Below are 24,333 nucleotides of genomic sequence, written 5' to 3'. Positions count from 1 at the left end.
GGGGCCGTAGCCAGGGCAACCCTCCACCTCCCGCATTTTTTCTCTTGGTTTTTCGTCATCACCTTTTCCAAGCGGGTGTTGGGGGGGTGGGGCCTGGTCGCGCAGGTGCTGCGCGACCACGGCCACGACGGCTTCGACCTCATGACGGACCCGGCTCTCTTCAAGTTCCTCGTCACCTTCGAGATGGTCTGGAAGGACGCGGGGTGGGGCGTCATCGTCTTCCTCGCCGCGCTCGCCGCGGTCAGTCCCGAGCTGTACGAGGCCGCCGCGATGGACGGCGCGAACCGCTGGCGGCGCATGTGGCACATCCAGCTGCCGGCGCTGCGCCCGGTCGTGGCCCTGCTGCTCGTGCTCCAGGTCGGCAACGCGCTCACGGTCGGCTTCGAGCAGATCCTGCTCCAGCGGGCGGCGGTGGGCCCCTCCGCCTCCGAGGTCCTGGACACCTACGTGTGGAACACCGGCCTGGACAACGGCAACTTCGGTTACGGCGCCGCCATCGGCATCGTCAAGGGAGTCTTCGGCCTCCTGATGGTGCTCGGGGCCAACAAGGCCGCCCACCTCATGGGCGAGCAGGGGGTGTACAAGCGATGAAGCATGAGGTGGACACACGATGACTCTGCTCAGCTTCGGCATCAAGCCGGGCAGCCGCACCGGTCTGCGGCCCGTGTGGGAGGAGCCGCCGACCCGCGCCGGTCTCGCGACCAAGGGCGTGACGCTGGTCCTGGTCTGTCTGGCCGTCCTCTTCCCCATGTGGGTGGTGGTCGTCACCAGCCTCTCCTCGGTGCGCACAATTACCGGGACGGGCGGCCTCGTGGTGATCCCGCGGGGCATCACCTTCGTCCACTACCAGGAGCTGCTGGGCGGCGGCCAGGTGTCGCGGGCCGCGCTGGTCAGCGTCGGCGTCACGGTCGTCGGCACGCTCTTCAGCATGGCGGTGTCCGTCCTGTGCGCCTACGGCCTCTCACGGCCGGGGTCCGTGCTGCACCGGCCGATCCTGATGGTGATCGTCGCCACGATGTTCTTCGGGGCGGGGCTCATCCCCACGTACCTGGTGGTGCAGGGGCTCGGCCTGACCGACAGCTATCTGTCGCTGATCCTGCCGAGCGCCATGAACGTCTTCAACATCCTGGTCCTGCGGGCGTTCTTCATGGGCACGGCGCAGGAACTGATCGAGAGCGCCCGCATCGACGGCGCCGGTGACCTGCGCATCCTGTGGCGGATCGTCATGCCGCTCTCGCGTGCGGTGATCGCGGTGATCACCCTCTTCTACGCGGTGGGGTACTGGAGCGCGTGGTTCAACGCGTCCATCTACCTCAGCGACCCGGACATGATGCCGCTCCAGAACGTCATGCAGCAGCTGGTGATCAAGCAGCAGCGGCCGACCGGCCTCAGCCAGGCCATCAACACCGGGCACCTGTCACCGCTCGCCATCCAGATGGCCGTGATGGTCCTCGCGCTCCTCCCGGTCGCCGTCCTCTCCCCCTTAGTGCAACGGCACTTCAAGCAAGGCATGCTCACCGGCGCAGTGAAGGGCTGAACCCACCGATGCCTTCCCTCGACGACACCACCCGCGGCCGCGTCCTGTTCGGCGGCGACTACAACCCCGAGCAGTGGCCCGAGGAGGTCTGGCACGACGACGTACGCCTGATGCGCGAGGCGTCGGTCACCTCCGTCACCCTCGGCGTCTTCTCCTGGGCCAAGCTGGAACCCCGGCCCGGAGCACGCGAGTTCGGCTGGCTCGACCGGCTGATGGACCTCATGGACGAGCACGGCATCGGGGTCGTCCTCGCCACGCCGACCTCCGCTCCCCCGCCGTGGCTCGGCCGGCTCCACCCCGAGACGCTGCCCCGCGACGAGAACGGGCAGGTCGAGTGGTGGGGTTCGCGCCAGCACTTCGCGCACTCCAGCGCCGTCTACCGCCGCTGTGCCGCGGCCATCACCGAGGATCTGGCCGCGCGCTACGCTCACCACCCGGCGCTGCGCATGTGGCACATCAACAACGAATACTGCACCTACGACTGGGGCGACGAGGCGGCGTCCGCGTTCCGCCGCTGGCTCCGGGCGCGGTACACCACCCTCGACGCGCTCAACACCGCGTGGGGCACCGCCTTCTGGGGCCAGGGCTACGACGACTGGCGGGAGATCCTGCCGCCCCGCCGGGCCCACTACCTGAGGAATCCCGCCCAGGTCCTGGACTTCAGGCGCTTCACGTCGGACGCCCTCCTCGAGTGCTACCTCGCCGAGCGCGACATCGTCCGCGCCCACACCCCGCACCTCCCGGTCACCACCAACTTCATGCCGCTGTGGGTGGGCCAGGACGGCTGGAGGTGGGCGGGCGAGGAGGACGTGGTCTCGGTGGACGTCTACCCCGATCCCAAGGACCCGCTGGGCGGCCGGTACGGCGCCCTCGTCCAGGACCTCACACGCTCGCAGGCCGGTGGCGGCCCGTGGATGGTGATGGAGCAGGCGGCGGGCCAGGTGAACTTCCGCGGTGTCAACCACCCCAAGCCGGCCGGACTGAACCGTCTCTGGTCCTGGCAGGCCGTGGCGCGCGGCGCCGACGCCGTCTGCTACTTCCAGTGGCGGCAGTCCCGGCAGGGCGCGGAGAAGTTCCACTCGGGGATGGTCGGCCACGCGGGCGCGGAGGGCCGCGCCTTCCAGGAGGTGAAGCGCCTGGGCGCCGAACTGGCGCGGCTCGGCGGCGAGGTGAGCGGCGGGCGCGTACCCGCGCAGGTGGCGGTCCTGCACGACTGGGAGTCCTGGTGGGCGGGGCAGCAGGAAGGCCGCCCCTCCGACCGGCTCGACCACGCGGAGACGCTGCGGGCATGGCACGGCGCCCTGTGGGACGCACACCTGACCACCGACTTCGCCCACCCCGAGCACGACCTGTCCCCGTACAAGCTGGTCGTCGTCCCGCACCTCTACCTCCTCACCGACACCGCGATCGACGGCCTTCTCGCGTACGCGGAGGGCGGCGGCACCGTCGTCTGCGGCTTCTTCACGGGTGTGGCCGACCACGACGACCGGGTACGGCCCGGCGGCATGGACGCCCGGCTGCGGGCCCTCTTCGGCATCCGCACCGTGCACGAGTGGTGGCCGCTCGACGCCGGTGAGAGCGTCGACTGCGGGGAGTTCACCGGCACGCTCTGGTCGGAGGAGCTGGTCCCCACCCGGGACGCCGTGCCGGAGGCCTCCTACCGGGGCGGCGAACTCGACGGCATGCCCGCGGTGCTGCGCCGGGGCCGCGCCTGGTACGTCTCCACGCTCCCCGCACCCGCCGCCCTGCGCGACCTGCTCGCCCGGGCGGCGGCCGAGGCAGGCGCACGGCCTCCCCTCGACGGCCTCCCCCGGGAAGTGGAGGCCGTGCGCCGCGGGGACCTGCTGTTCCTGCTGCACCACGGCCGCGGCGAGGTGAGGGTCCGCGTACCGGGGCGCCACCGCGAGCTGCTGTCCGGCGACGCCGTGGAGGACACGCTCACGCTCGGCCGCTACGGGGTGGCCGTCCTGCGGGAGGACACTCGGTGATCAGCGGGTCAGCCGGGAGCGTTTCCCGTGCTGGCCCGCACCGTCAGCTCCGGTGCGATCAGCGTGACGTCGTCCTCGTCGCCCCCCGCCAGCTTGGCGATGATGCGCTCCACGGCCCTGCGGCCCATCTCCTCGGCGGGGATGGAGACCGAGGTGAGCCGCACCGACGCCTGAAGGGCCACCTGGTCCGGGCAGACCGCGATCACCGAGACGTCCTCGGGAACGGCGCGGCCCTGCTGGCGCAGCAGACCGAGCAGCGGCTCCACGGCCGACTCGTTCTGGACGACGAAGCCGGTGGTGCCCGGCCGCTCGTCGAAGACGCGGGCGAGCGTGGCCGACGTCGGCCCGTACCCCGCGTCGCAGGGCCGGTGCAGCAGCCGCACCCCCAGTTCGCGGGCCCTGGCGCGCAGGCCCTCCAGGGTGCGCTCGGCGAAGCCGGTGTGCCGTTCGTAGACGGCGGGGGCCTCGCCGATGACGGCGATGTCACGGTGGCCGAGCCCGGCCAGGTGCTCCACGCAGAGCGCGCCCGTCGCCACGAAGTCGAGGTCGACACAGGTCAGGCCCGCCGTGTCGGAGGGCAGGCCGATGAGCACCGCGGGCCGCGCGCTGTCGCGGAGGAGCGGGAGCCGCTCGTCGTCCAGTTCGACGTCCATGAGGATCATCGCGTCGGCGAGTCCGCTGCCCACCACGCGGCGCACGGCCGCGGGGCCCTCGTCGCCGGTCAGGAGCAGCACGTCGTAGCCGTGTGTGCGGGCCGAGGTGGCGATGGCGATGGCGATCTCCATCATCACCGGTACGTACATGTCGGTGCGCAGCGGCATCATCAGGGCGATGACGTTGGACCTGCTGCTCGCCAGGGCGCGGGCGCCCGCGTTCGGGTGGTATCCGAGCTGTTCGATGCTGCGCTCGACGCGCTCGCGGGTGCCGGTGGAGATCGACCGCTTGCCGCTGAGGACGTAGCTCACCGTGCTGGCCGAGACTCCGGCGTGCTTGGCGACCTCGGCTAGGGTGACCATTGAGCTCTCCGGTCCGGTCGGGGCGGCGGCGCATCGTGGCGAAACGCTTCGACGCACGCCGCTGTGGTGAACGCGCAGTTGAGCCTCCGACCTTATGTGGGCGCCCACGACAAGTCCAGGGGCGAGTCGAAGCGCTTCGACTCGCCCCTGGCGACCGTCATCCCGCGGTCCTTGCGGTGGTCACACCGCCGGGTGCGCGTTCTTCAGGAGCTCCTGGAACTGGGCCGAGAACCACTGGCCGGAGACCGGGGCGTCGGGCAGCGCGCCCGTCTTGTTGTGGTTGTTGCGCGGGTTCCCCTCGTACGTGGGGTCGCACATCCGGTCGAAGCCCTTGCCCTCGTCGTTCGGGATCTCCTTGCTCGATCCGTCGGACTCGCCCGGCGGCTTCATCCACACGTAGGCGTCGATGCCGGCCTCCGGTGCGGCCTTCGGGCGTTCGCCGAGACCCGCGCCGGACTGGTTGCACCAGTTGCCGAGGTGGATGCGGCGGTCGTAGCGCCCGCCGTTGACGTAGGAGTCGACGTCCGTCGTCGGGCCCGGGCCCTTCGGGCGTGCCGTGCCGCCCCAGCCGTTGCGTGAGGTGTCGATGAGCATGCCGATGTCGGACCGGAAGCCGGTGTTGACGAGCTGGTCGCGGAAGGCCTGGGCGAAGGACAGCTCGTCGGTGTAGCGGTTCCAGTCGACCCACTTCGACTCGCGGACCGAGCGGCCCCCCACCGAGTCCCCGATCCTGAAGTTCTCCTCCTTCAGGGCGCTGTAGTTGGCGGTGTTGGTGATGAAGCCGTGCACGTTGTCGACGGTGCTGCCCTCGGCGGTGGCGGCCTGGCGGAAGACCTGCGCGGACGCGGCGAAGTTGTCGTCCCAGCCGATCCAGCCGTGGTGGCCCGCGTCGATGTAGTTGTAGACGTTCGGGACGGCGCCGAGCTGTTTGAGGGCGTAGCCGACGCCCTTCACGTAGTTCCCGTTGGCCTTCATCACGTCGCAGGCCGGGGTCGCGGTGGGGCGGCCCGAGGTGTTGGTGACGAGGTTGGGCAGCGAGTCGATCTCGACGGTCGTGACGATGCGGAGGCCGGCGTACTTGGACTCGCCGAGGATTCTCGCGATCGGGTCGATGTACTCGCGCTTGTAGCGGTCGATCTCGGTGGGGCCGAGTTCACCGTTGGAGGCGAGGGCCGCGCAGTCCCGGCCCGGCAGGTTGTAGATGACGAGCTGGACGACGTCCGCGCGCTGCTGGAGGGCCGCGTCGAGGTGCTGGCGCAGGCCCATCTTGCCGCTGCCGCCCGCGATCGCGGCGATCCTGTCGAGCCAGACGCCGGTGGGCTGGTCGGACACGGCGCTGCCGCCGGGCTCGGCGGCGGCCTTCTTCGACCACTCGGGGTTCACGTACGCCTTGGCGCCCGCGTACGGGTTGTCGACGCGGGCGGCGGCCGCCGCGGCCGGGCTCTCGCCGGTGAGGGCGACGGCGGTGCCGCCGCTGACGGCGAGCACGGTGGAGAGGGCGAGCAGGAGCGTGCGCGATCTGCGGTGCGTGCGGGTGCGGGGTTGGTTGCGGCTCATGTACGGGGTCCTGCCTCTCGGGTGTCGAGGGCGCGCAGGTGGTCGCGCGGCCCGGTGCCGAACGGGGTGGGTGTGCCGTCGGCCGGCACGGCGAGCGTGCGCAGCAGCCGCTGGGGTTGCCGCACGGGCGACTCCTTCTCGGTCGGCAATCACGGGCCTCTGATGTGAAGTCACCGCAGGCGGAAGAGAAGGTTGCCGCGATTCCCAGAAATTTTTCCCCACCTTCTCCGCCGAATGGATTCGACAAAGCGATGCACGCGAGAACCCTTGACAACCTCAAGTCCCACAAGGACTTTGGGAGCGCTCCCACATCTTCCGGGAGCCCCACCGAGAGACCTGTCGGAAGAATCGTCGAGAGACCTGCCGGAGACCACCGGAAGAAGGGCACCCCCATGCCTCCATCACCCGACCCCACCGAGCACGGACAGTCCCTGAGCCGCCGCCGCATGCTCGCCATCAGCGCGGCCGCGGCCGCCATCCCCGTCACTTCCTCCCTCGGCCCCGCAGGTCAGAGCGCCCACGCCGCACAGGCGTCGGCGGCGGCCACCCCGTACGAGCAGCGTTTCCTCGATCTCTACGCGAAGATCACCGATCCCGCGAACGGCTATTTCTCGCCAGAGGGCATTCCCTACCACTCGGTCGAGACACTGATTGTCGAAGCCCCTGATCACGGACATGAGACGACCTCCGAGGCGTACAGCTATCTGATATGGCTGCAAGCCATGTACGGCAAGGTCACGGGCGACTGGAGCCGGTTCAACTCGGCGTGGGAAACCATGGAGAAATTCATGATCCCCTCGCGCGCGGAGCAGCCGACGAACAGTTTCTACAATGCGTCGAAACCGGCTACGTACGCGTCGGAACACGACTCTCCCACGCAGTACCCCTCCGCCCTCGACCCGTCGGTCGCCGCCGGCGCCGACCCCCTCGCGGCCGAGCTGCGCGGCGCGTACGGCACCGACGACATCTACGGCATGCACTGGCTCCAGGACGTCGACAACACCTACGGCCTTGGTGGCTCCGGCACCGCCCCGACGTACATCAACACCTTCCAGCGCGGCCCCCAGGAGTCGGTCTGGGAGACGGTCGCCCACCCCTGCCGCGACGACTTCGCCCACGGCGGCAGGAACGGCTACCTCGACCTGTTCACCGGCGACGCCTCGTACGCCAGGCAGTGGAAGTACACCAACGCGCCCGACGCCGACGCGCGCGCCGTGCAGGCCGCGTACTGGGCGCACAAGTGGGCCACCGCCCAGGGCCGGCAGGGACAGGTCGCGGCGACCGTCGCCAAGGCCGCGAAGATGGGTGACTACCTGCGGTACGCGATGTTCGACAAGTACTTCAAGAAGGTCGGCGACTGCACGTCGCCGTCCGGCTGCGCGCCCGGCAGCGGCAAGAACAGCGCGCACTACCTCCTGTCCTGGTACTACGCGTGGGGCGGCGCCCTGGACACCTCCGCGGGCTGGGCCTGGCGCATCGGCTGCAGCCACAGCCACGGCGGCTATCAGAACCCCCTCGCCGCACACGCCCTGTCCTCGTACCCGGCCCTCGCCCCCAAGTCGGCCACGGGCAAGGCGGACTGGGGGCGGAGCCTCAAGCGGCAGCTGGAGTTCTACCGCTGGCTCCAGTCCGCCGAGGGCGCCATCGCGGGCGGCGCGACCAACAGCTGGCAGGGCCGCTACGCGACGCCGCCGGCCGGCACACCCACGTTCTACGGCATGTTCTACGACGAGAAGCCCGTCTACCACGACCCGCCGTCCAACCAGTGGTTCGGCTTCCAGGCCTGGTCGATGGAGCGGGTCGCCGAGTACTACCACCAGACGGGCGCCGCGGACGCCAAGGCCGTCCTCGACAAGTGGGTGACCTGGGCGCTGGCACACACCACCGTCAACGCGGACGGCACCTACCTCTTCCCCTCGACGCTGAGCTGGTCGGGGAAGCCCGACACCTGGAACCCGGCCGGCCCCGGAAGCAACGCGGCACTGCACGTCTCGGTCGTGGACCGCACGAACGACGTGGGCGTCGCGGGCGCCTACGCGCGCACACTCGTCTACTACGCCGCGAGATCCGGCCACGCCAGGGCGAAGACCACCGCGAAGGCGCTGCTGGACGGCATGTGGACGCACCACAGGGACACCCGGGGCATCGCGGTGGCCGAGAAGCGGTCCGACTACGACCGCTTCGACGACGCGGTGTACGTGCCGAACGGCTGGAACGGCACGATGCCCAACGGTGACCCGGTCAACTCCTCGTCGACCTTCCTCTCCACCCGCTCCTTCTACAAGAAGGACCCCGACTGGCCGAAGGTCCAGGCGTACCTGTCGGGCGGCAACGCCCCGACCTTCACCTACCACCGGTTCTGGGCGCAGGTGGACATCGCGCTGGCCCTCGGCGCGTACGCGGAACTCCTCGAATCCTGAACGCCCGCCGCCCCAGCCCCCCACCCGACGTGCGAAGGGACCCCCCATGCCCCCTGCGCCCCGCGCGCACAGAGCGCGCGTGCTCCCCGCTCTCCTCGGCCTGCTCGGCGGACTGCTCGCCGGTGGCCCGGTGGCGACCGCCGACGACCACACCCCCGCGTCCGCGACGGCCGAGGCGTACGACTGGAAGAACGTCCGCGTCGACGGGGGCGGCTTCGTCCCCGGCATCGTCTTCAACCGCTCCGAGCGCGACCTCGCCTACGCCCGCACGGACATCGGCGGCGCCTACCGCTGGCAGGAGTCCGCCAAGTCCTGGAAGCCGCTGCTCGACTCGGTCGGGTGGGACGACTGGGGCCACACCGGCGTGGTGAGCCTCGCGTCCGACTCCGTCGACCCCGACCGGGTGTACGCGGCCGTCGGCACGTACACCAACGACTGGGACCCGGGCAACGGCGCCGTCCTGCGCTCCGCCGACCGGGGAGAGACCTGGCGCAGGGCCGACCTGCCGTTCAAACTCGGCGGCAACATGCCGGGCCGCGGCATGGGCGAGCGCCTGGCCGTCGACCCGCACGACAACGACGTGCTGTACCTGGGGGCACCCAGCGGCAAGGGCCTGTGGCGCTCCACGGACGCGGGCGCCACCTGGAAGCAGGTCACCGACTTCCCCAACCCGGGCAACTTCCAGCAGGACCCGAGCGACACGACCGGCTACGACTCCGACAACCAGGGCATCGTCTGGGTCACGTTCGACGAGTCGACGAAGGCCGGGGGCAAGACCGGGACGCTCTACGTGGGCGTGGCCGACAAGGCCAACTCCGTCTACCGGTCCACCGACGGTGGCGGCAACTGGTCACGCGTGGCGGGCCAGCCGACCGGTCTGCTGGCCCACAAGGGCGTCCTCGACGCGGAGAACGGCTACCTCTACCTCGCCTACAGCGACCGGGCCGGGCCCTACGACGGCGGCAAGGGCCAGGTCTGGCGGTACGCGACGAGGACCGGCGAGTGGAAGGACGTCAGCCCGGTCGCCGAGGCCGACACCCACTACGGCTTCAGCGGTCTGACCGTCGACCGGCAGCACCCGGGCACCGTCATGGTCACCGGTTACAGCTCATGGTGGCCCGACACCCAGATCTTCCGGAGCAGGGACAGCGGCGCCAACTGGACGCCGGCGTGGAGCTACTCCGCGTATCCGGCACGCGAGAACCGCTACACCATGGACATCTCCTCCGTCCCCTGGCTGTCCTGGGGCGCGAACCCGGCGCCTCCCGAGCAGACCCCGAAGCTCGGATGGATGACGGAGGCCCTGGAGATCGACCCGTTCGACTCCGACCGGATGATGTACGGCACGGGTGCCACGGTCTACGGCACGGAGAACCTCACCCGGTGGGACGCGGCGGGCGGCAAGTTCACCATCACACCCATGGTGAAGGGCCTGGAGGAGACCGCCGTCAACGACCTCGCCGCTCCCCCGTCCGGGGCGCCCCTGCTGAGCGCGCTCGGCGACATCGGCGGCTTCCGGCACACGGACGTCACCAAGGTTCCGCCGCTGATGTACACCTCGCCGAACTTCACGAGTACGACGAGCCTCGACCACGCCGCGGCCGATCCGGACGCGGTCGTCCGGGCGGGCAACGCCGACGCGGCGCCCCGCGTGGCCTTCTCCACGGACAACGGAGCCACCTGGTCGGGCGGGCAGGAGCCCCCGGGCGTCACGGGCGGCGGCACGGTCGCCGCCGCGGCCGACGCGAGCCGCTACGTGTGGAGCCCGGAGGGCGCCGGGGTGCACACCGCCACCGGACCCGGATCCGCGTGGACGGCCGCCGAGGGCATCCCGCGGGGCGCGGTGGTCGAGGCGGACCGGGTGGACCCGAAGAGGTTCTACGGCTTCAAGTCCGGCGTGTTCTACGTCAGTTCGGACGGCGGCCGCACCTTCGCCGCGAAGGCGTCGGCGGGCCTGCCCACCGAGGGCCCGGTGAAGTTCCAGGCCGTGCCCGGCAGGAAGGGTGACATCTGGCTCGCGGGCGGCAAGGCGGGCGGCACGTACGGCCTGTGGCACTCCACGAACGGCGGCACGAGCTTCACCAAGGCCGGCGGCGTCCAGGAGGCCGACACCATCGGCTTCGGCAAGGCGGCGCCCGGCGCCAAGTACCAGACGCTCTACACCAGCGCGAGGATCGGCGGCGTGCGCGGCATCTTCCGCTCCACGGACGCGGGCGCGAGCTGGGTGCGCGTCAACGACGCGAAGCACCAGTGGGGTTGGACGGGGGCCGCCATCACCGGTGACCCGAACGTCTACGGCCGGGTGTACGTGGCGACGAACGGCCGCGGCATCGTCTACGGCGACATCGCGGCCCGGCCTCCGGCACCCGCGCGGTGACCCACCACGTGCGGTACCGCGCGCGGGTGGTCGACGTGGGTGCGCAGGCGCGGGGTCCAGCCCGCACCGGACTGGAGCGTCTCCTCGGGGAACTCCGCGTTGTGCGCGGCGATGAGGTCCACGCGCTTGCCGTTGACGTAGTTGTGGCCGGCGGTGACGGGCGCCTCCTTCCACTTCTTCAGGACGCGTCCTGCGCCGGTCCCGCCCGGCAGGGTGAACGCGTTGGCCTCGGCCACGAGCCGGGATTCGGCGCCGATGCCGAACGAGTACTGGTAGCCGTCGCGCGGCACGACGTAGTGGTTGTTGTAGGCGTCGACCTTGCCGAAGCGCACGCGCGGGGCGCGCTCCACGATGTCCCTGAACAGGTTGTGGTGGAGCGTGACGCGGAGCTTGCCGCGGTCGGTGTCACCCGCGCTGTCACTGTTGCCGATCATGAGGGTCTTGTCGTGGTCGGCGAAGACGTTCCAGGAGACGGTGACGAGGTCGGCGCCGCGCACGATGTCCAGCTCGCCGTCGTGCCGCTGGTAGAGCTCCCCGTAGTAGGAGGGCAGCGAGCTGTCGGGGTGGGCGCCGTCGGTGAAGGTGTTGTGGTCCAGCCAGACGTGTGTGGAGCCGTACACCACCGCGCTGTCGTACTCCGAGTTCCAGGCGCCCCGCTCCCCGTCGGTGGGGTCCCACTGCGGGAAGCAGTCGAGGGGGCTCTCCAGGGTGAGGTTGCGGACGACGACGTTGTCCGCGTCCTTGATCTGGAGGCTGCCGCCGATGATCCCGGCGTCCTCGCCGACCCCCACCACGGTCGTGTCGGAGGGGACGTACGCCTTGACGGCCGCGGCCTGGCGGGCCGCCGAGGCCGCCCGCAGGTCCTCCTGCTCGCCGCTGACCGGCCGGTCCCTGCCCCACACGGCCGGGTCGTACGCGGCGAGGTACTTCTCGAAGTCGTACCCCTGCGCCTCGAACGCCGCGCAGCCGCCCGCCCCGGTGGCGTCGAGGGTTCCCCTGACCTTGATGATCCGGGGGCCCTCGCCGTCCGCCGCGAGCGCGGCGGTGAACTCCTTCCACGTGGTGACCGTGTAGGTGCGCTCGGCGCCCGCGCCCGCGCCGCCGGTCGTGCCGCCGTCGGCGGACGCCCATCCGTCGTGCGCGGGCAGGGTGTCGCGCGGGGGCGCCGGGCGCGCCGACGCCGTCGCGGGGGCGGCGAGGGCTAGGGCCGTGCAGCCCGCGAGCAGGGTGAGGGCGACGCGCATCGTCATGCTCCTTCTTCCGGGAACAGTGCTGGTGCCGGCTGTGGCTCTGGCTCTGGTGGCCAGGTGATCCAGGACGCGGGGACCGCGTCGTCGAGGCGGCGCACATCGCCGCGGGCGAGCACCCCTTCGCGCAGCAGCTCCGCCGCGACCATGCGGGCGAGGGCGATCGCGCCGGGCGGGTTGAAGTGGGTGTTGTCCTGTTCGTACACGGTCCAGTTGAAGTAGCGCTTGGTCTCCTCGGCGCCGAGCCTGTCCCAGAGCGCGAGGGAAAGCGCCTGGACGTCGAGGAGCGCCGCGCCCTCCTCGGCGGCCAGGGCGCGCATCGCGTCCGGGTAGTCGCCGTGGGTGGGCAGGGCGGTGCCGTCCTCGTCGAAGCGCCGGCGTTCCACGGAGGTGAGCAGCACGGGACGCGCGCCACGCGCCCGCGCCCCGGCCACGTACTGCCGCAGGTACTCCTGGTAGGCCGTCCACGGCTCGGTGTACCTGACGGGGTCCTCGCGCTTCTCGTCGTTGTGGCCGAACTGGACCAGGAGGAGGTCGCCGGGGCGGATCGCGGCGAGGACCGCGGCGAGGCGGCCCTCGTCGGCGAAGCTCTTCGAACTCCGGCCGTTCACCGCGTGGTTGGCGACGGACAGCGCGGGGCGCAGGAAGAGGGGCAGGGCCATGCCCCAGCCCGTCTCGGGCGCGGCGGACGCGTACTTCTGGGCGGCGGTGGAGTCACCCGCGAGGTACAGCGTCCGCCGCCCGGGGCCCGCAGCGGTCACTGACGCTCCTTCTTCCACTCCGCCTGCGCCTCGTTGAGCTGCTCGGCGAGCGAGTCGAGGAAGTCCTTCGCCGACATCTTGCCGAGCATCACCTTCTGGAGGTTCGGCTCGTTCTCGGCCTTGCTGATGGTGTTCCAGTCGGGCAGGTAGTACGGCAGCTGCACGATCTTCAGGGAGCCGTCGTTCAGGGCCTCGGCGGCCAGCTTGGTGGGCTCCGACTTCTTCACCCACGGGTCCTTGGCGGCCTCGGTGTTGGCGGGGATGGCGCCCGCCGACTCGTTCCACTTGCTGTTGGACCGGTGGGAGGCCGCGAACTCGATGAACTTCCAGGCCGCCTTCTTGTTCTTGCTCGACTTGAAGAGGCCGAGCCCGTCGACGGGGTTGGACACCTGGACCCGTACGCCCGCACCGGTCGTCGGGTTGGGCAGGCCGCGGAACTTGCTCTCGCCGAGCGCCTTCACGTGGTCCTGGTAGGAGCCGAGGTTGTGGCTGAGCATGCCGATCTGGCCGCTGTCCCACTGGGCGACCATCTTGGTGAAGTCGTTGTTGAGGTCGGCGGACGGCGTGGCCTTCTTGTAGAGGGAGACGTACTTGTCCAGAGCCGCGACGTTCTTGGGGTCGTTGACGGTCGTCTCGTCGCCGTCCCAGAAGTCGCCGATGCCGGACTGCCCGTACATCGCGTCGAGGGCCTGCGCGATGGAGCCCTCGCCGCCGCGGATGGTGTAGCCGAAGCGGTTGTCGCCCTTGTCGGTGAGCTTCTCGGCGGCCTCGTAGAACTTCGGCCAGGTGGTGGGCGCTTGCAGGCCCGCGGCCTTGAACAGGTCCGTGCGGTAGTACAGGACGCCGTTGCTCGCGGAGGTCGGCACGGTGTACAGCTCGACGCCGCCGCCCGCCGACCGCACGCTCTCGACCATCCCGGAGTTCAGCTCGTCCTTCAGCGGGCTCTTCCCGACGCGCTTGTCCAGCGGCTCCAGGGCGTCCTGCGCGGCGATACCGGCGAGCATGGCCGCGCCGACGCCCCCGACGTCGGGGAGGCCACCGCCCTGGATGGCGGTGTCGTACTTGGACTGGACGTTCTCGGCGGGCACACCGACGTACTTGACGTCGATGTCCGGGTTCGCCTTCTCGAAGTCCTTGATGATCTCCTGCCAGATGTCCTGCCGGACGGCCGTGTTGTTGTCCCAGAAGACGATCTCGCCCTTGCCGCTGCCCTCTCCGCCCTTGTCCCCCGCCGCTCCGCTGCCGTCGTCACCGCAGGCGGTGGCGGTCAGCGCGAGGGCGGTGGTGAGGGCGAGCGCGGCGGTGGTGCGGCCTCTGCTGCGGTTGCTCATGGTCATTGCTGCGGCTCTCTTTCGTGAGGTGTCGGACTGTGCTGTACGTGGGTGGGTACGGGCGTCAGTGCGTGATCCGGAAGCCGGTGAACAGGGCGGTCCCCGTGGGCCCCCGGCCCTCTTCCGCCACCGCGAACAGGCCGAGCAGGGCGCCGACCCAGCGCCAGGGCGTCGCGGCGAAGACCGGCCCCGCGGTGGGTTCGAAGCCACTGCCGGTGTCGGCGTGGAAGCGGCAGCGCGCCCCTTGCGTGACGTCGATCCGCAGCCGGGCCGTGCCGTCCGGTGCGGGGCGCGGTGGCGCGGCGTCCCGCTCCGCCTCCGCGCCCGCCTCGGCGAAGCGGTGCACGAGCCTGGTCGTGCCGTCCTCGCCCCGCTCCAGGCCGATCCAGGAGTACGCGTCGCCGAGCACGACGAGCCCGGCGCGCGCCCCGGGTGACTCGGCGTCCAGACGCAGCTCCACCTCGACGGTGCAGGGCCGCAGCGGCAGGCGCTGGGTGAGGGTGTGCGGCAGGGCGCGTACGTCGTGGGCGCGCGCCGCGCGGAGGCAGGACAGGCGGAGCCCGTCCCGGGAGTGCGACGTGGCCCAGCCGTCGCGGGGGTTGGCGGTCCACTGCCACTGGGGGCCGTGGCGGCCGCCGGGGAAGTCGTCGTCGGCGGTGGGGGCGGAGCGGGGCTGCGGTGGCAGCTCCGGTTTGCGGTGTACGTCGACGGGGGCGCCGTCGTCCCCGAGCACCGGCCAGCCGTCGGCGTCCCACCGCATGGGCTGGAGGTGGACGACCCTGCCGTAGGCGCCGCGCTGCTGGAAGTGCAGGAACCAGTCCTCACCGGTCGCGGTGCGCACCCAGCCGCCCTGGTGGGGCCCGTTGACGTCGGTGCCGCCCTGCTGGAGCACGACACGCTGCTCGTAGGGCCCGTGGAACCGGCGGGACCTGAAGGCGCCCTGCCAGCCGGTGGCCACGCCGCCGGCGGGGGCGAGTATCCAGAACCAGCCGTCGTGGCGGTAGAGCTTGGGCCCCTCGATGGTGAACCAGCCGGGTATGCGGTCGCCGTCGACGATCACCTCCCCCTCGTCGAGGAGTTCGCGCCCGTCGGGGCTCATGCGGTGGCCGGTGAGCACGTTCTTGACGCCGGACCGCGACTTCGCCCAGGCGTGCACGAGGTACGCCGTGCCGCTCTCCTCGTCCCACAGGGGGCAGGGATCGATGAGACCCTTGCCGGGCTTGAGGAGGTGGGGCCGGCTCCAGGGCCCGCGGATGTCCGCCGAGTTGACCTGCTGGATGCCGTGGTCGGGGTCGCCCCAGAAGATCCAGAACCGCCCGTCGTGGTACCGCAGGGACGGCGCCCACACCCCGCAGTCGTGCCGGGGCGACGCGAACGCCTCGGCCGGTTCGACGCGGTCCAGGGCGTGGCCGATCAGCGTCCAGTTGACGAGGTCGCGGGAGTGCAGCAGGGGCAGGCCGGGGGCCCGGCCGAAGCTGGACGCGGTGAGGTAGAAGTCGTCGCCGACCCGCAGGACGTCGGGGTCGGACCAGTCGGCGGCGAGGACGGGGTTGCGGTAGAAGCCGTCGCCGAGGTCGCCGGTGACGTGGACGGGTGCGGGGCCGGGGCGGGAGGCGTCGCCCTGCCCGGAGCCCTCGGGCCCGGCGGCCGGGTCGGGTCCGGCGGCCGGGGCGCCGCCCGTGGAGGTACCGGTGCTCATGCCGTCACCGCCTTGCGGGCCAGCGCGGCGGCTTCGCCGCGGTCCAGGGTGCCGTCGGCCACGACGGTGACGATCCGGCGTACCACCGTGTCGCCCGGGGCGACCGGCAGCCGGTCGGCGGACGCCAGCGAGGAGCCGACGCCGGGGTACTCGGCCGCCCGCACGAACCACGGGTCGCGGCGGGTCTCCGCGGTGGCCCCCGCGAAGACCAGCGTCCAGCCGTCCCCGGCCAGCGCGAGCCACTTCGCGCGGGTGGCGTGCGCGGCCTCCTCCCCCTCGGCCTCCGGGGTGAAGACCCTGGGGGGCGCCGCCGCCTTGGGGGCGCGCCAGAAGTAGCCGCCGTACGCGGCGCCGGGGCGGCCGTTGGTGGCGGGGCTGCCGATGGTCAGCTCGCCGCCGGTGGCGTTGGTGAGCGAGAAGGTGAAGTCGAGCGCCCAGGCGGTGTCGGTGAGTGCGGCGGCGGCGACGGTACGCCGCTCGCGCAGCAGGACCTCGCCGTCCGCCGCCCAGGCGACCTCCTGCACGAAGCCGTCCGGGTCCCGCAGCTTGAACGCCTGGTGACATTGGACCCCGTGGTTGTCGAGCTCCGTCGGCCCTTGCCCGCGCACGAAGGTCCGTCCGCCCCAGAAGTTGCGCCCCGCCACATCGGGCACGGCCACACTCACCCCGAAGTGATGCGGGTGGTCCTGGGGGCCCGACTCGGTGACGGCGGTCCCGGAGAGGGTGGTGACGGGATGGAGGTAGGGACGGGGGGCCGTGCTCCGCCCCGGCTCGGGCCGGACGACGTAACGCGCCACGGGCCGCCCGGCGCAGCGCAGGACGAGGGGGCCGGGGCTCTGGTGCGGGGAGATGCTCATCGCGTCCTCAGCTCGTCGTGGAAGTCACCGCGGAGGTCACCGCGGAAGTCACCGCGGAGGTCACCGTGGAGAGGCCGGGGGTGCGGCGGGGCCCAGGGCGCGCCCAGCTCCGAGTACAGGCTCAGCGAGTCCGCCGCCACCGCCACCAGGCCGTCGATGCCCTGGACGATCCGCCGCTCCGCGCGCTCCCCCGGCGCGGCGCGCCACGCCTCGGGGGGCAGCGGCTCGGGGTCCGGCGCCACCCGTACCGCCTCGACCACGCGCATGAACGCCCCGGTGGCCGCGGGCGGGGCCAGCAGTCCGGCGTGGCCGAGCACATGGTCGACCAGGTTCCGCAGGAGGTCCGTCCTGCCGTACAGGGCGGGTGCCGCGGCCGTCGCGGCGCCGTGCCGCACCAGCACGCGGTCCTGCTTGTACCAGAAGGTGATGCGGCCCTCGCTTCCGTGCACCACGACGTACGGCTCCTCCTGCGTGTGCGCGCACAGCGTGGCGGCGACGGCGACCTTGATGCCGCGCGCCGTGGAGACCCGTACGCACGAGGTGTCGTCGGACTCGATCGCGTGGGCGCGGAAGAGCTCGGTCTCCACGGCGGTGACGTCCTCGGCGGCGGCGCTGTCCGCCAGGGCGAGGGCGGTGGCGACCGCGTGCGCGAGGGGGTTGGTCAGGACGCCGTCGACGACGTCCGCGCCGTCCAGGCGCCTCCGCCCCGACCACGGCGCCCGCCGGAAGTACGCCTCGTCCCGCACCCACGCCCCCGCGCCGCCCACGCCCGTCACCTCGCCGATCGCCCCTTCGGCGATGAGCCGGCCGATGGCGGGCAGCGCGTGCGAGCCGAGCGACTGGAAGCCGATCTGGACGGCGGTCCCCGCCGCGGCGGCGCCGTCGGCCATCCGCAGGAACTCCGCGTACGACGGAGCGGGCGGCTTCTCCAGGAGTACGTGGACGCCGCGCGCCGCCGCCGCGAGCGCGAGGCCGGTGTGGGTCGGGATGGGCGTGCAGATGACGGCGACGGCGGCGCCCGTGGAGTCCAGCAGCCCGGCGAAGTCGTCGGACTGCGCGACCGCCCCGAAGCCGGTCAGCTCCTCGGCGTCCAGGGGGCGCAGTTCGCAGACGCCCACCAGACGGACGTACCCCTCCCGCTGAAGGCGGCGGATGTTCTCCAGGTGCCAGATGCCGTGCCCCCGGGCACCCGCGAGGACCACGGGCAGCGGCAGCCGCGGGTCGAGCGAGCGCGTGCTCATCCCTTCACCGCCCCCGCGCTGAACCCGGTGACCAGCCACTTCTGGATGAACGCGAAGACGATGACGACGGGCACCGCGGCCACCACACCACCGGCGGCGAGCGCCCCGAGGTCGACGCTGTCGGCGCCCATCAGCGTGGCGAGGCCCACCGGGATCGTCTGCTTGCCCTGGTCGCTGAGGAACATCAGGGCGAACAGGAAGTGGTTCCAGCTGTGCACGAAGGCGAAGGAGCCGACCGCGATGAGGCCGGGCCGCAGCGCCGGCAGGACGACGGCGCAGAACGCGCGGAAGCGTCCGCAGCCGTCGACCCAGGCGGCCTCCTCCAGGACGTAGGGCACGTTCTTGATGAAGCCGCTGAGGAGGATCATCGACAGCGGGAGCTGGAAGACCGTCTCGGCGACGATGACACTGGCCAGCGAGTTGATCATCCGCAGCTCGGCGAAGATCTCGAAGAGCGGTACGAGCATCAGCGCGCCCGGGATGAACTGCGAGCAGAGCAGCGCCAGCATGAACCCGCGCTTGATCCGGAAGTCGAAGCGGGCCAGCGCGTAGCCGCCGGCGAGGGCGACGAGCGTGGTCATCACCATGGAGACGACGCCGACGAGCAGGCTGTTCTGGAAGAACGTGGCGAAGCTGCGCTCGGTCCACACCTTGTCGAAGTGCTCGAAGGTGATGGGCCACGGCACGAGCGAGGTGGAACCGGTGGGGCGGACCGCGAAGAGCAGGATCCAGTAGAAGGGGATGAGGGTGAACAGCAGGTACAGCCCGAGCGGGAGGTAGATCTGCCAGCGGGGCGTCCGCCCGATGGTGGTGGACCCGTTCCCTGCGTCGGCGGCAGTCTTGCCCTTGCCCGGCGCGGTGAGTGTGGCGGTCATTTGTCCTGGCCCCCGAACTTGCTGAGCCGCAGATACAGCAGCGAGCAGAAGAGAAGGATCACGAAGGCGATGGCGGTCAGCGCGGACGCGTAGCCGAAGTCGTGCGAGTCCACGGCGATGGACGCGATGCGCAGCGGCAGCGTCGTCGTCTCGCCCGCGGGACCACCGCCGGTGAGGGTGTAGAGCAGGTCGACGTTGTTGAACTCCCAGACCGCGCGCAGCAGCGTGGAGAGGATGATCGCGTCCTTCAGGTGCGGCAGCGTGATGTGGAAGAACTGCCGCCAGCGGCTCGCGCCGTCGACCTCGGCCGCCTCGTACAGGTCCTTCGAGACGGACTGGAGGTCGGCGAGGATGAGGATCGCGAAGAAGGGGACGCCCCGCCAGAGTTCGGCGACGACGACGGCGGGGAAGACCGTGCCGGTGTCGGAGAGCCAGGACGTCCCGTACGAGCCGATGCCGGCGTCGGCGAGGTAACGCGTGATGCCGGTCTGGGAGTTGAAGATCAGCAGCCAGATCGTCGAGGTGAGGACGCCGGAGACGGCCCACGGCGAGAAGACCAGGGCGCGGGCCATGGCGCGCCCCACGAAGGTCTGGTTGACGAGGAGGGCGAGCGCGAGGCCGAGCAGCAGTTGCAGGACGACCTCGACGGCCACCCACTGGAGGCTGAAGCCGAGGGTGCTCCAGAACTGCGGGTCGTCGGTGAAGGCGGTGACGAAGTTGTCGAGGCCCGCGAATCCGTTGCGCCACGGCTTGGTGGGGTTGTAGTGCCGCAGGCTGTAGTAGAAGACGCTGACCACCGGGTACGCGATGAAGCCGAGCATCAGCAGGACGGCGGGGGCGATCAGCAGATAGGGCAGGCGGCGCGGGCTCGCCCCGGTCCTTCGGCGGTGCCGCCGCTCCTTGCCGCGCGGCGGCTGCGCGGTGCTCGGCGGCGGCTTCGCCACGGCTGCGGCCTGTGCCATGACAGTTCTCCGATCCTGGGGGTGCGTGAGGTGCGTGTGCGTCATGTGCGTGTGCGTCATGTGCGTGTGCGTGAGGTGCGTGTGCGTGAGGTGCGTATGCGTGCGGGAAGTTGCGGGTGAAGCGCTTTCCGCACGATGTTCGATATCTCGGACATACGTGGGCGGTGGAGATGGAGGTGGCGCGGCCGGGCGTCAGCCCGCGTACGGGTCCGGCACCGTGCCGGGACGCGCGAGGAACGCGAAGTCGCAGCCGGTGTCGGCCTGGGTGATCTGCTCGCTGTAGAGCGCCCCGTAGCCCCGCTCGTAGCGGGCGGGCGGCGGCGCCCACTCGGCACGCCTGCGCTCCAATTCGGCGTCGTCCACGCCGAGATGAAGCGTCCGCCCCGCCACGTCGAGGGTGATGGGGTCCCCGGTACGGACGAGCGCGAGCGGCCCGCCGACGTACGACTCGGGCGCCACGTGCAGCACACACGCGCCGTACGACGTGCCGCTCATCCGCGCGTCGGAGATCCGCACCATGTCCCGTACGCCCTGCTTGAGCAGGTAGTCGGGGATGGGCAGCATCCCGTACTCGGGCATGCCGGGCCCGCCCTTGGGGCCCGCACCGCGCAGCACGAGGACGTGGTCGGGGGTGATGCCGAGGGACGGGTCGTGGATGGTCCGCTGCATCGTGCGGTAGTCGTCGAAGACGACGGCGGGCCCGGTGTGCTGGAGCAGCCTCGGCTCGGCGGCGATGTGCTTGATGACGGCGCCGTCGGGGCAGAGGTTGCCGCGCAGGACGGCGACGCCGCCCTCCCCGGCGACCGGGTTGCTCCGGGGCCGGATGACGTCCTCGTCGTGCACCCGCGCCCCGGCGAGCTGTTCGCGCAGGGTGTCGTGGGCGACGGTCGGCCGGTCCAGGTGCAGCAGGTCGGTGATGCGCGACAGGAAGCCCGGAAGGCCGCCCGCGAAGTGGAAGTCCTCCATCAGGTACTTCTCGCCGCCCGGCCTGACATTGGCGAGCACCGGCACCGTACGGGCGACACGGTCGAAGTCGTCCAGCGTGAGCTTGACCCCGGCGCGTCCCGCCATCGCGATGAGGTGGATGACGGCGTTGGTGGAGCCGCCGAGCCCGAGGACCGTGGTCACCGCGTCCTCGAAGGCGTCCGCGGTGAGGATGTGCGAGAGCCGCCGGTCCTCGCGTACGAGGTCGACGATCCGCAGCCCCGACGCCGCCGCCATCCGGTCGTGCCCGGAGTCGACCGCCGGAATCGAGGAGGCGCCGGGCACGGTCACACCGAGCGCCTCGGCCGCCGCGGTGAGGGTGGACGCGGTGCCCATCGTCATGCAGTGCCCGGGTGAGCGCGCGAGGCCGCTCTCCAGCTCGGTCAGCTCGCAGTCGCCGATGAGCCCGGCGCGGTGGTCGTCCCAGTACTTCCACATGTCGGTGCCCGAGCCGAGCGTCTCGCCGCGCCAGTGGCCCGGCAGCATCGGCCCGGCCGGCACGAAGACGGCGGGCAGGTCGACGCTGGCCGCGCCCATGAGCAGCGCGGGTGTCGTCTTGTCGCAGCCGCCGAGCAGCACGGCGCCGTCCACCGGGTAGGAGCGCAGGAGCTCCTCGGTCTCCATGGCGAGGAGGTTGCGGTAGAGCATCGGGGTGGGCTTCTGGAAGGTCTCGCTGAGCGTCGAGACCGGGAACTCCAGGGGGAAGCCGCCGGCCTGCCACACGCCGCGCTTGACGGCCTGGGCGCGGTCGCGCAGGTGGGAGTGGCAGGGGTTGATGTCGGACCAGGTGTTGAGCACCGCGATGACGGGCTTGCCGAGGTGCTCCTCGGGGAGGTAGCCGAGCTGGCGGGTGCGGGCCCGGTGACTGAAGGAGCGCAGCCCGGACGAGATGCCGTCCCCGAACCACTGGCTGCTCCGCAGCTCCCGCCGCCCCGCGTCCTGACCCGCGCCACCGCTCTGACCCGCGCCCCTGCCCTGCCCTGCCTGCCGCCCGCCCCGCTCCACGTCGGGCCCGGTCATATCGACCACCCCTCGACGATCGCGGCCACCTCGGCGCGCTCGGCGTCCGGCAGGAGACTGCTGGGCGCCCGCACGTCGCGCCGGCACAGGCCCAGCGCGGCGAGGGCCTCCTTGACGACCGTGACGTTGTGCGCGGAACCGTCGGCGGCCCGCAGCTCCTCGAAGCGGCGGATCTGCTCCCACACCTTCATGGCCTGCGGATGGTCACCGGATCGAAGCGCTTCGATCATGCGCAGCGAGAGCCCCGGGGAGACGTTCACGAGCCCGGAGGTGAAGCCGGTGGCGCCCGCCGAGAAGTACGAGGGCGCGTACGGCTCGGCGAGCCCGGCCACCCACACGAAGCGGTCGAGCCCCGCGTCCCGCGCGAACCCGGCGAAGCGCGCGGCGTCCGGCACGGCGTACTTCACGCCGATGACGTTGGGGCAGGCGTCGGCGAGCTCGGCGAGGCGCGCGCCCGGCAGGCCCGCGTCACGCAGGTAGGGGACGACGCCGAGCCCCGGCACGGCCTCGGCGATCGCCCGGTGGTAGGCGACCCAGCCCGCGTCGGAGACGTAGGGGTGCACGGGCTGATGGACCATCACCATGCTCGCCCCGTGCTCCCCGGCGTGCCGGGCGGCGGCGACGGCGGTCGGCACGTCGTGCCCCACCCCGGCGAGCAGCACCGCACGACCCGCGGCCCCGGCGTGCGTCAGCTCCACGACCTCGCGGCGCTCGTCGGGCGAGAGGGCGTAGAACTCCCCGGTGTTGCCGTTCGGCGTCAGGGTGCGCACGCCGCCGTCGAGCAGGCGCCGCAGGATCACCCCGTGGGCGGCGCGGTCGATGCCGCCGTCCTCGGTGAACGGCGTCACCGGGATGGCCACGACGTCGGCGAGCGCGGCGCGCTGTGTCTCGAAGCTCACTTCGTCTGCCCCTCTCCCGGGAAAGCGCGCCGTACGAACGACTCGATGTGCTGGTGCAGGGCCTCGGCGGCCCCGTCCTGGTCCCCGGCGAGGGCGAGCCGCAGGATCTGCTCGTGCTCGGTGGCCTCGCGGGCCCACGAGGGGTCGGCGGCCCACGCCACGGCGGAGACGAGCGCGGCCTGGTCCCGCACGCCGTCGAGCAGCCGCCCGAGCAGCGGGTTGCCGCAGTCGATGTAGAGGGCGCGGTGGAACTCCCGGTTGGCGAGGGAGCGTTCGGCGGCGTCGTCGGCCTCGTCGGCCCGCTTCAGCGCGTCGCGCGCCGCCTCCAGCGGGGCACCGCGCAGCACGGTGCGGCGCAGCGCCTCCGGCTCAAGGAGCAGCCGTACGTCGTAGACCTCGCGGGCCATGGCCGCGTCGACGGTGCGCACGGCCCCGCCCTTGTACTGGCTCATCTCGACGAGGCCGGTTCCTGCGAGGGTCTTCAGTGCCTCGCGGACGGGCGTCTTGGAGACGCCGTACTCGCGGGCCAGTTCCGTCTCGATCAGTGGCTGCCCCGGGGTCAACTCGCCCGTCAGAATGCGGTGCTTGATCGATTCGAGCACGTACTGCGTGCGCGAGGGGATCGGCACCGGGCCCGGCGCGGCAGCCACCGGGGTCGGAGTCGGGACGGACGTCATGGGCTCCCTCAGATCTCACATATCGCGTCTCATATATGACGTACGAAGTACGACGCGTTGAAGCTAGGAGGGCGACCGGAGTTCGTCAACGGTTCTGACGAAAACAAATGCGATCAGTGTCCCCGCGGGTCAGCGCGCCCGCCCCACCGCCAGCCACCGCGAGGGCAGTTCGATGCGGGAGCCGTCGGGCGTGAACTCCGTGGTGGCGAGCGGGAGTTCACCGATCGCCAGGACGGCGAGGCCCGCCGCCGCGAAGTGCCGGGGCACGGCGTCGTCCAGCACTTCGGCGGGCGCGAGGCCGTGCGCGAAGACGGGGGCGAGCTTCGGCGGCGGCCCCTCCGGGCGCGTGGCCAGGCCGAGCAGGACGGGCTTGGCCGTCTCGGAGAGTTCGACGACGAAGGCCCTGCCGCGCTCACCGGTCAGCGCCGCGATGGCGTCGGCCAGGGGCTGCCGGTCGGCGGGGTCGCACTGGTGGAGGACGCCGCGCATGTAGACGTTGGCGTCCCCCAGCTCCTCGTGCAGCAGCCGGGCCGCGCCCTTCTCCACGGCGTCGAGCTGCCGGAACTCCGCCTCGCCCGCGGGGTCGGCGCGCCGGGCGCGCTCGATCGCGGCGAGCGACAGGTCGACGCCGACGACGCGCGGGAAGCCGCCGGCGAGGAAGCGGGTCTGCGTGCCGTTGCCGCAGCCCAGGTCGACGAGGGGCAGGCCATCGGCCCCCAGGTGGGGTTCGAACAGGGCCATATGCAGTGCCGCGGTGAGGGCGGGCTCGGCGTCCCAGAACACGGCGCCCGGCTCGGCGGGCGCCGCCTGCCAGAACGCCTCCCAGGCCTCCTTGTACCGACTCGTGACGCTCATGCGTGACTCCCCGGGGTGCGACGCGAATCC

At 71.7% G+C, this 24,333-nt stretch carries 19 protein-coding genes and 1 pseudogene; 5 read left to right on the top strand and 15 right to left on the bottom strand.

Annotated features, from left to right (window positions below):
* The 3 genes from ACZ6JY_RS34345 to ACZ6JY_RS34335 all read left to right on the top strand — a co-directional run.
* Positions 1 to 591: ABC transporter permease subunit (locus ACZ6JY_RS34345; protein ID WP_469202326.1), on the top strand; the 591-nt coding region annotated here is incomplete at its 5' end.
* 19 nt (positions 592 to 610) lie between these two features.
* A complete protein-coding gene (locus ACZ6JY_RS34340) occupies positions 611 to 1,537 on the top strand; it encodes a carbohydrate ABC transporter permease (RefSeq protein WP_469202324.1) in 927 nt (308 codons plus the stop codon).
* Positions 1,538 to 1,545: 8 nt separating this feature from the next.
* The gene (locus tag ACZ6JY_RS34335; RefSeq protein WP_469202322.1) at positions 1,546 to 3,525 is read left to right on the top strand and encodes a beta-galactosidase; all 1,980 of its coding nucleotides are present in this window, start codon (positions 1,546 to 1,548) and stop codon (positions 3,523 to 3,525) included.
* A gap of 8 nt (positions 3,526 to 3,533) precedes the next feature.
* On the opposite strand, the gene ACZ6JY_RS34330 is transcribed toward ACZ6JY_RS34335, so the two are convergent.
* The 3 genes from ACZ6JY_RS34330 to ACZ6JY_RS34320 form a co-directional block, all read right to left on the bottom strand.
* Positions 3,534 to 4,541, bottom strand: coding sequence for a LacI family DNA-binding transcriptional regulator (locus tag ACZ6JY_RS34330; RefSeq protein ID WP_469202320.1), 1,008 nt, complete (start codon positions 4,539 to 4,541; stop codon positions 3,534 to 3,536).
* 180 nt (positions 4,542 to 4,721) lie between these two features.
* On the bottom strand, positions 4,722 to 6,098 hold the full coding sequence (locus ACZ6JY_RS34325) for a glycoside hydrolase family 6 protein (protein ID WP_469202318.1): 1,377 nt from the start codon (positions 6,096 to 6,098) through the stop codon (positions 4,722 to 4,724).
* Entirely contained in the window at positions 6,095 to 6,223 is a 129-nt protein-coding gene (locus tag ACZ6JY_RS34320; protein WP_469202316.1) for a hypothetical protein, read from the bottom strand. The genes ACZ6JY_RS34325 and ACZ6JY_RS34320 overlap by 4 nt, the downstream gene beginning before the upstream one ends.
* 426 nt (positions 6,224 to 6,649) lie before the next feature.
* Here ACZ6JY_RS34320 and ACZ6JY_RS34315 point away from each other — a divergent pair.
* A pseudogene (locus ACZ6JY_RS34315) lies at positions 6,650 to 8,518 on the top strand (glycoside hydrolase family 48 protein); the annotation flags it as partial.
* Between the two features lie 46 nt (positions 8,519 to 8,564).
* On the top strand, positions 8,565 to 10,895 hold the full coding sequence (locus tag ACZ6JY_RS34310; RefSeq protein WP_469202314.1) for a WD40/YVTN/BNR-like repeat-containing protein: 2,331 nt from the start codon (positions 8,565 to 8,567) through the stop codon (positions 10,893 to 10,895).
* On the opposite strand, the gene ACZ6JY_RS34305 is transcribed toward ACZ6JY_RS34310, so the two are convergent.
* The 12 genes from ACZ6JY_RS34305 to ACZ6JY_RS34250 all read right to left on the bottom strand — a co-directional run bounded on the left by ACZ6JY_RS34305 (position 10,853) and on the right by ACZ6JY_RS34250 (position 24,303).
* Positions 10,853 to 12,145 carry a pectate lyase family protein gene (locus ACZ6JY_RS34305; RefSeq protein ID WP_469202312.1) on the bottom strand — a complete coding sequence of 431 codons (1,293 nt, stop codon included), beginning with the start codon at positions 12,143 to 12,145 and terminating at the stop codon, positions 10,853 to 10,855. The two genes, ACZ6JY_RS34310 and ACZ6JY_RS34305, sit on opposite strands and share 43 nt — an antisense overlap.
* A complete protein-coding gene (locus tag ACZ6JY_RS34300) occupies positions 12,142 to 12,903 on the bottom strand; it encodes a rhamnogalacturonan acetylesterase (protein WP_469202310.1) in 762 nt (253 codons plus the stop codon). Before ACZ6JY_RS34300 ends, ACZ6JY_RS34305 begins: the two co-directional genes overlap by 4 nt.
* Entirely contained in the window at positions 12,900 to 14,240 is a 1,341-nt protein-coding gene (locus ACZ6JY_RS34295) for an ABC transporter substrate-binding protein (RefSeq protein WP_469202308.1), read from the bottom strand. The genes ACZ6JY_RS34300 and ACZ6JY_RS34295 overlap by 4 nt, the downstream gene beginning before the upstream one ends.
* 58 nt (positions 14,241 to 14,298) lie before the next feature.
* On the bottom strand, positions 14,299 to 15,933 hold the full coding sequence (locus ACZ6JY_RS34290) for a glycoside hydrolase family 43 protein (protein WP_469202306.1): 1,635 nt from the start codon (positions 15,931 to 15,933) through the stop codon (positions 14,299 to 14,301).
* Positions 15,930 to 16,790 carry a DUF6807 domain-containing protein gene (locus ACZ6JY_RS34285; RefSeq protein ID WP_469202303.1) on the bottom strand — a complete coding sequence of 287 codons (861 nt, stop codon included), beginning with the start codon at positions 16,788 to 16,790 and terminating at the stop codon, positions 15,930 to 15,932. Before ACZ6JY_RS34285 ends, ACZ6JY_RS34290 begins: the two co-directional genes overlap by 4 nt.
* Positions 16,787 to 18,031: a Gfo/Idh/MocA family protein gene (locus tag ACZ6JY_RS34280; protein ID WP_469202301.1), complete on the bottom strand. Its 1,245-nt coding sequence runs from the start codon at positions 18,029 to 18,031 to the stop codon at positions 16,787 to 16,789. Before ACZ6JY_RS34280 ends, ACZ6JY_RS34285 begins: the two co-directional genes overlap by 4 nt.
* The gene (locus ACZ6JY_RS34275; RefSeq protein WP_469202299.1) at positions 18,028 to 18,906 is read right to left on the bottom strand and encodes a carbohydrate ABC transporter permease; all 879 of its coding nucleotides are present in this window, start codon (positions 18,904 to 18,906) and stop codon (positions 18,028 to 18,030) included. The genes ACZ6JY_RS34280 and ACZ6JY_RS34275 overlap by 4 nt, the downstream gene beginning before the upstream one ends.
* The gene (locus tag ACZ6JY_RS34270) at positions 18,903 to 19,868 is read right to left on the bottom strand and encodes a carbohydrate ABC transporter permease (RefSeq protein WP_469202296.1); all 966 of its coding nucleotides are present in this window, start codon (positions 19,866 to 19,868) and stop codon (positions 18,903 to 18,905) included. The genes ACZ6JY_RS34275 and ACZ6JY_RS34270 overlap by 4 nt, the downstream gene beginning before the upstream one ends.
* 192 nt (positions 19,869 to 20,060) lie before the next feature.
* Complete coding sequence (gene araD / locus ACZ6JY_RS34265; protein ID WP_469202294.1) at positions 20,061 to 21,872, bottom strand: L-arabinonate dehydratase; 1,812 nt, start codon at positions 21,870 to 21,872, stop codon at positions 20,061 to 20,063.
* Positions 21,869 to 22,771, bottom strand: a complete 903-nt coding sequence (locus ACZ6JY_RS34260) for a dihydrodipicolinate synthase family protein (protein ID WP_469202292.1) — start codon at positions 22,769 to 22,771, stop codon at positions 21,869 to 21,871. The genes araD and ACZ6JY_RS34260 overlap by 4 nt, the downstream gene beginning before the upstream one ends.
* A complete protein-coding gene (locus ACZ6JY_RS34255) occupies positions 22,768 to 23,448 on the bottom strand; it encodes a GntR family transcriptional regulator (RefSeq protein ID WP_469202290.1) in 681 nt (226 codons plus the stop codon). The genes ACZ6JY_RS34260 and ACZ6JY_RS34255 overlap by 4 nt, the downstream gene beginning before the upstream one ends.
* Positions 23,449 to 23,577: 129 nt before the next feature.
* Complete coding sequence (locus tag ACZ6JY_RS34250; protein ID WP_469202288.1) at positions 23,578 to 24,303, bottom strand: class I SAM-dependent methyltransferase; 726 nt, start codon at positions 24,301 to 24,303, stop codon at positions 23,578 to 23,580.
* Positions 24,304 to 24,333: the final 30 nt, after the last annotated feature.

This window comes from Streptomyces sp. NPDC046335 (genome assembly GCF_055587985.1).
Note: the sequence above shows the minus strand (reverse complement) of the source record. Positions and strands in the feature narration are given on the sequence as shown.

What these genes read in the sequence shown, in the direction of transcription:
- ACZ6JY_RS34310 (WP_469202314.1), top strand. Translation starts at nt 8,565, where the DNA reads ATGCCCCCTGCGCCCCGCGCGCACAGAGCGCGCGTGCTCCCCGCTCTC.
- ACZ6JY_RS34330 (WP_469202320.1), bottom strand. Translation starts at nt 4,541, where the DNA reads ATGGTCACCCTAGCCGAGGTCGCCAAGCACGCCGGAGTCTCGGCCAGC.
- ACZ6JY_RS34280 (WP_469202301.1), bottom strand. Translation starts at nt 18,031, where the DNA reads ATGAGCACGCGCTCGCTCGACCCGCGGCTGCCGCTGCCCGTGGTCCTC.
- ACZ6JY_RS34255 (WP_469202290.1), bottom strand. Translation starts at nt 23,448, where the DNA reads ATGACGTCCGTCCCGACTCCGACCCCGGTGGCTGCCGCGCCGGGCCCG.
- ACZ6JY_RS34340 (WP_469202324.1), top strand. Translation starts at nt 611, where the DNA reads ATGACTCTGCTCAGCTTCGGCATCAAGCCGGGCAGCCGCACCGGTCTG.
- ACZ6JY_RS34305 (WP_469202312.1), bottom strand. Translation starts at nt 12,145, where the DNA reads ATGACGATGCGCGTCGCCCTCACCCTGCTCGCGGGCTGCACGGCCCTA.
- ACZ6JY_RS34295 (WP_469202308.1), bottom strand. Translation starts at nt 14,240, where the DNA reads ATGACCATGAGCAACCGCAGCAGAGGCCGCACCACCGCCGCGCTCGCC.
- ACZ6JY_RS34285 (WP_469202303.1), bottom strand. Translation starts at nt 16,790, where the DNA reads ATGAGCATCTCCCCGCACCAGAGCCCCGGCCCCCTCGTCCTGCGCTGC.
- ACZ6JY_RS34275 (WP_469202299.1), bottom strand. Translation starts at nt 18,906, where the DNA reads ATGACCGCCACACTCACCGCGCCGGGCAAGGGCAAGACTGCCGCCGAC.
- ACZ6JY_RS34325 (WP_469202318.1), bottom strand. Translation starts at nt 6,098, where the DNA reads ATGAGCCGCAACCAACCCCGCACCCGCACGCACCGCAGATCGCGCACG.
- ACZ6JY_RS34290 (WP_469202306.1), bottom strand. Translation starts at nt 15,933, where the DNA reads ATGAGCACCGGTACCTCCACGGGCGGCGCCCCGGCCGCCGGACCCGAC.
- araD (WP_469202294.1), bottom strand. Translation starts at nt 21,872, where the DNA reads ATGACCGGGCCCGACGTGGAGCGGGGCGGGCGGCAGGCAGGGCAGGGC.
- ACZ6JY_RS34335 (WP_469202322.1), top strand. Translation starts at nt 1,546, where the DNA reads ATGCCTTCCCTCGACGACACCACCCGCGGCCGCGTCCTGTTCGGCGGC.
- ACZ6JY_RS34270 (WP_469202296.1), bottom strand. Translation starts at nt 19,868, where the DNA reads ATGGCACAGGCCGCAGCCGTGGCGAAGCCGCCGCCGAGCACCGCGCAG.
- ACZ6JY_RS34250 (WP_469202288.1), bottom strand. Translation starts at nt 24,303, where the DNA reads ATGAGCGTCACGAGTCGGTACAAGGAGGCCTGGGAGGCGTTCTGGCAG.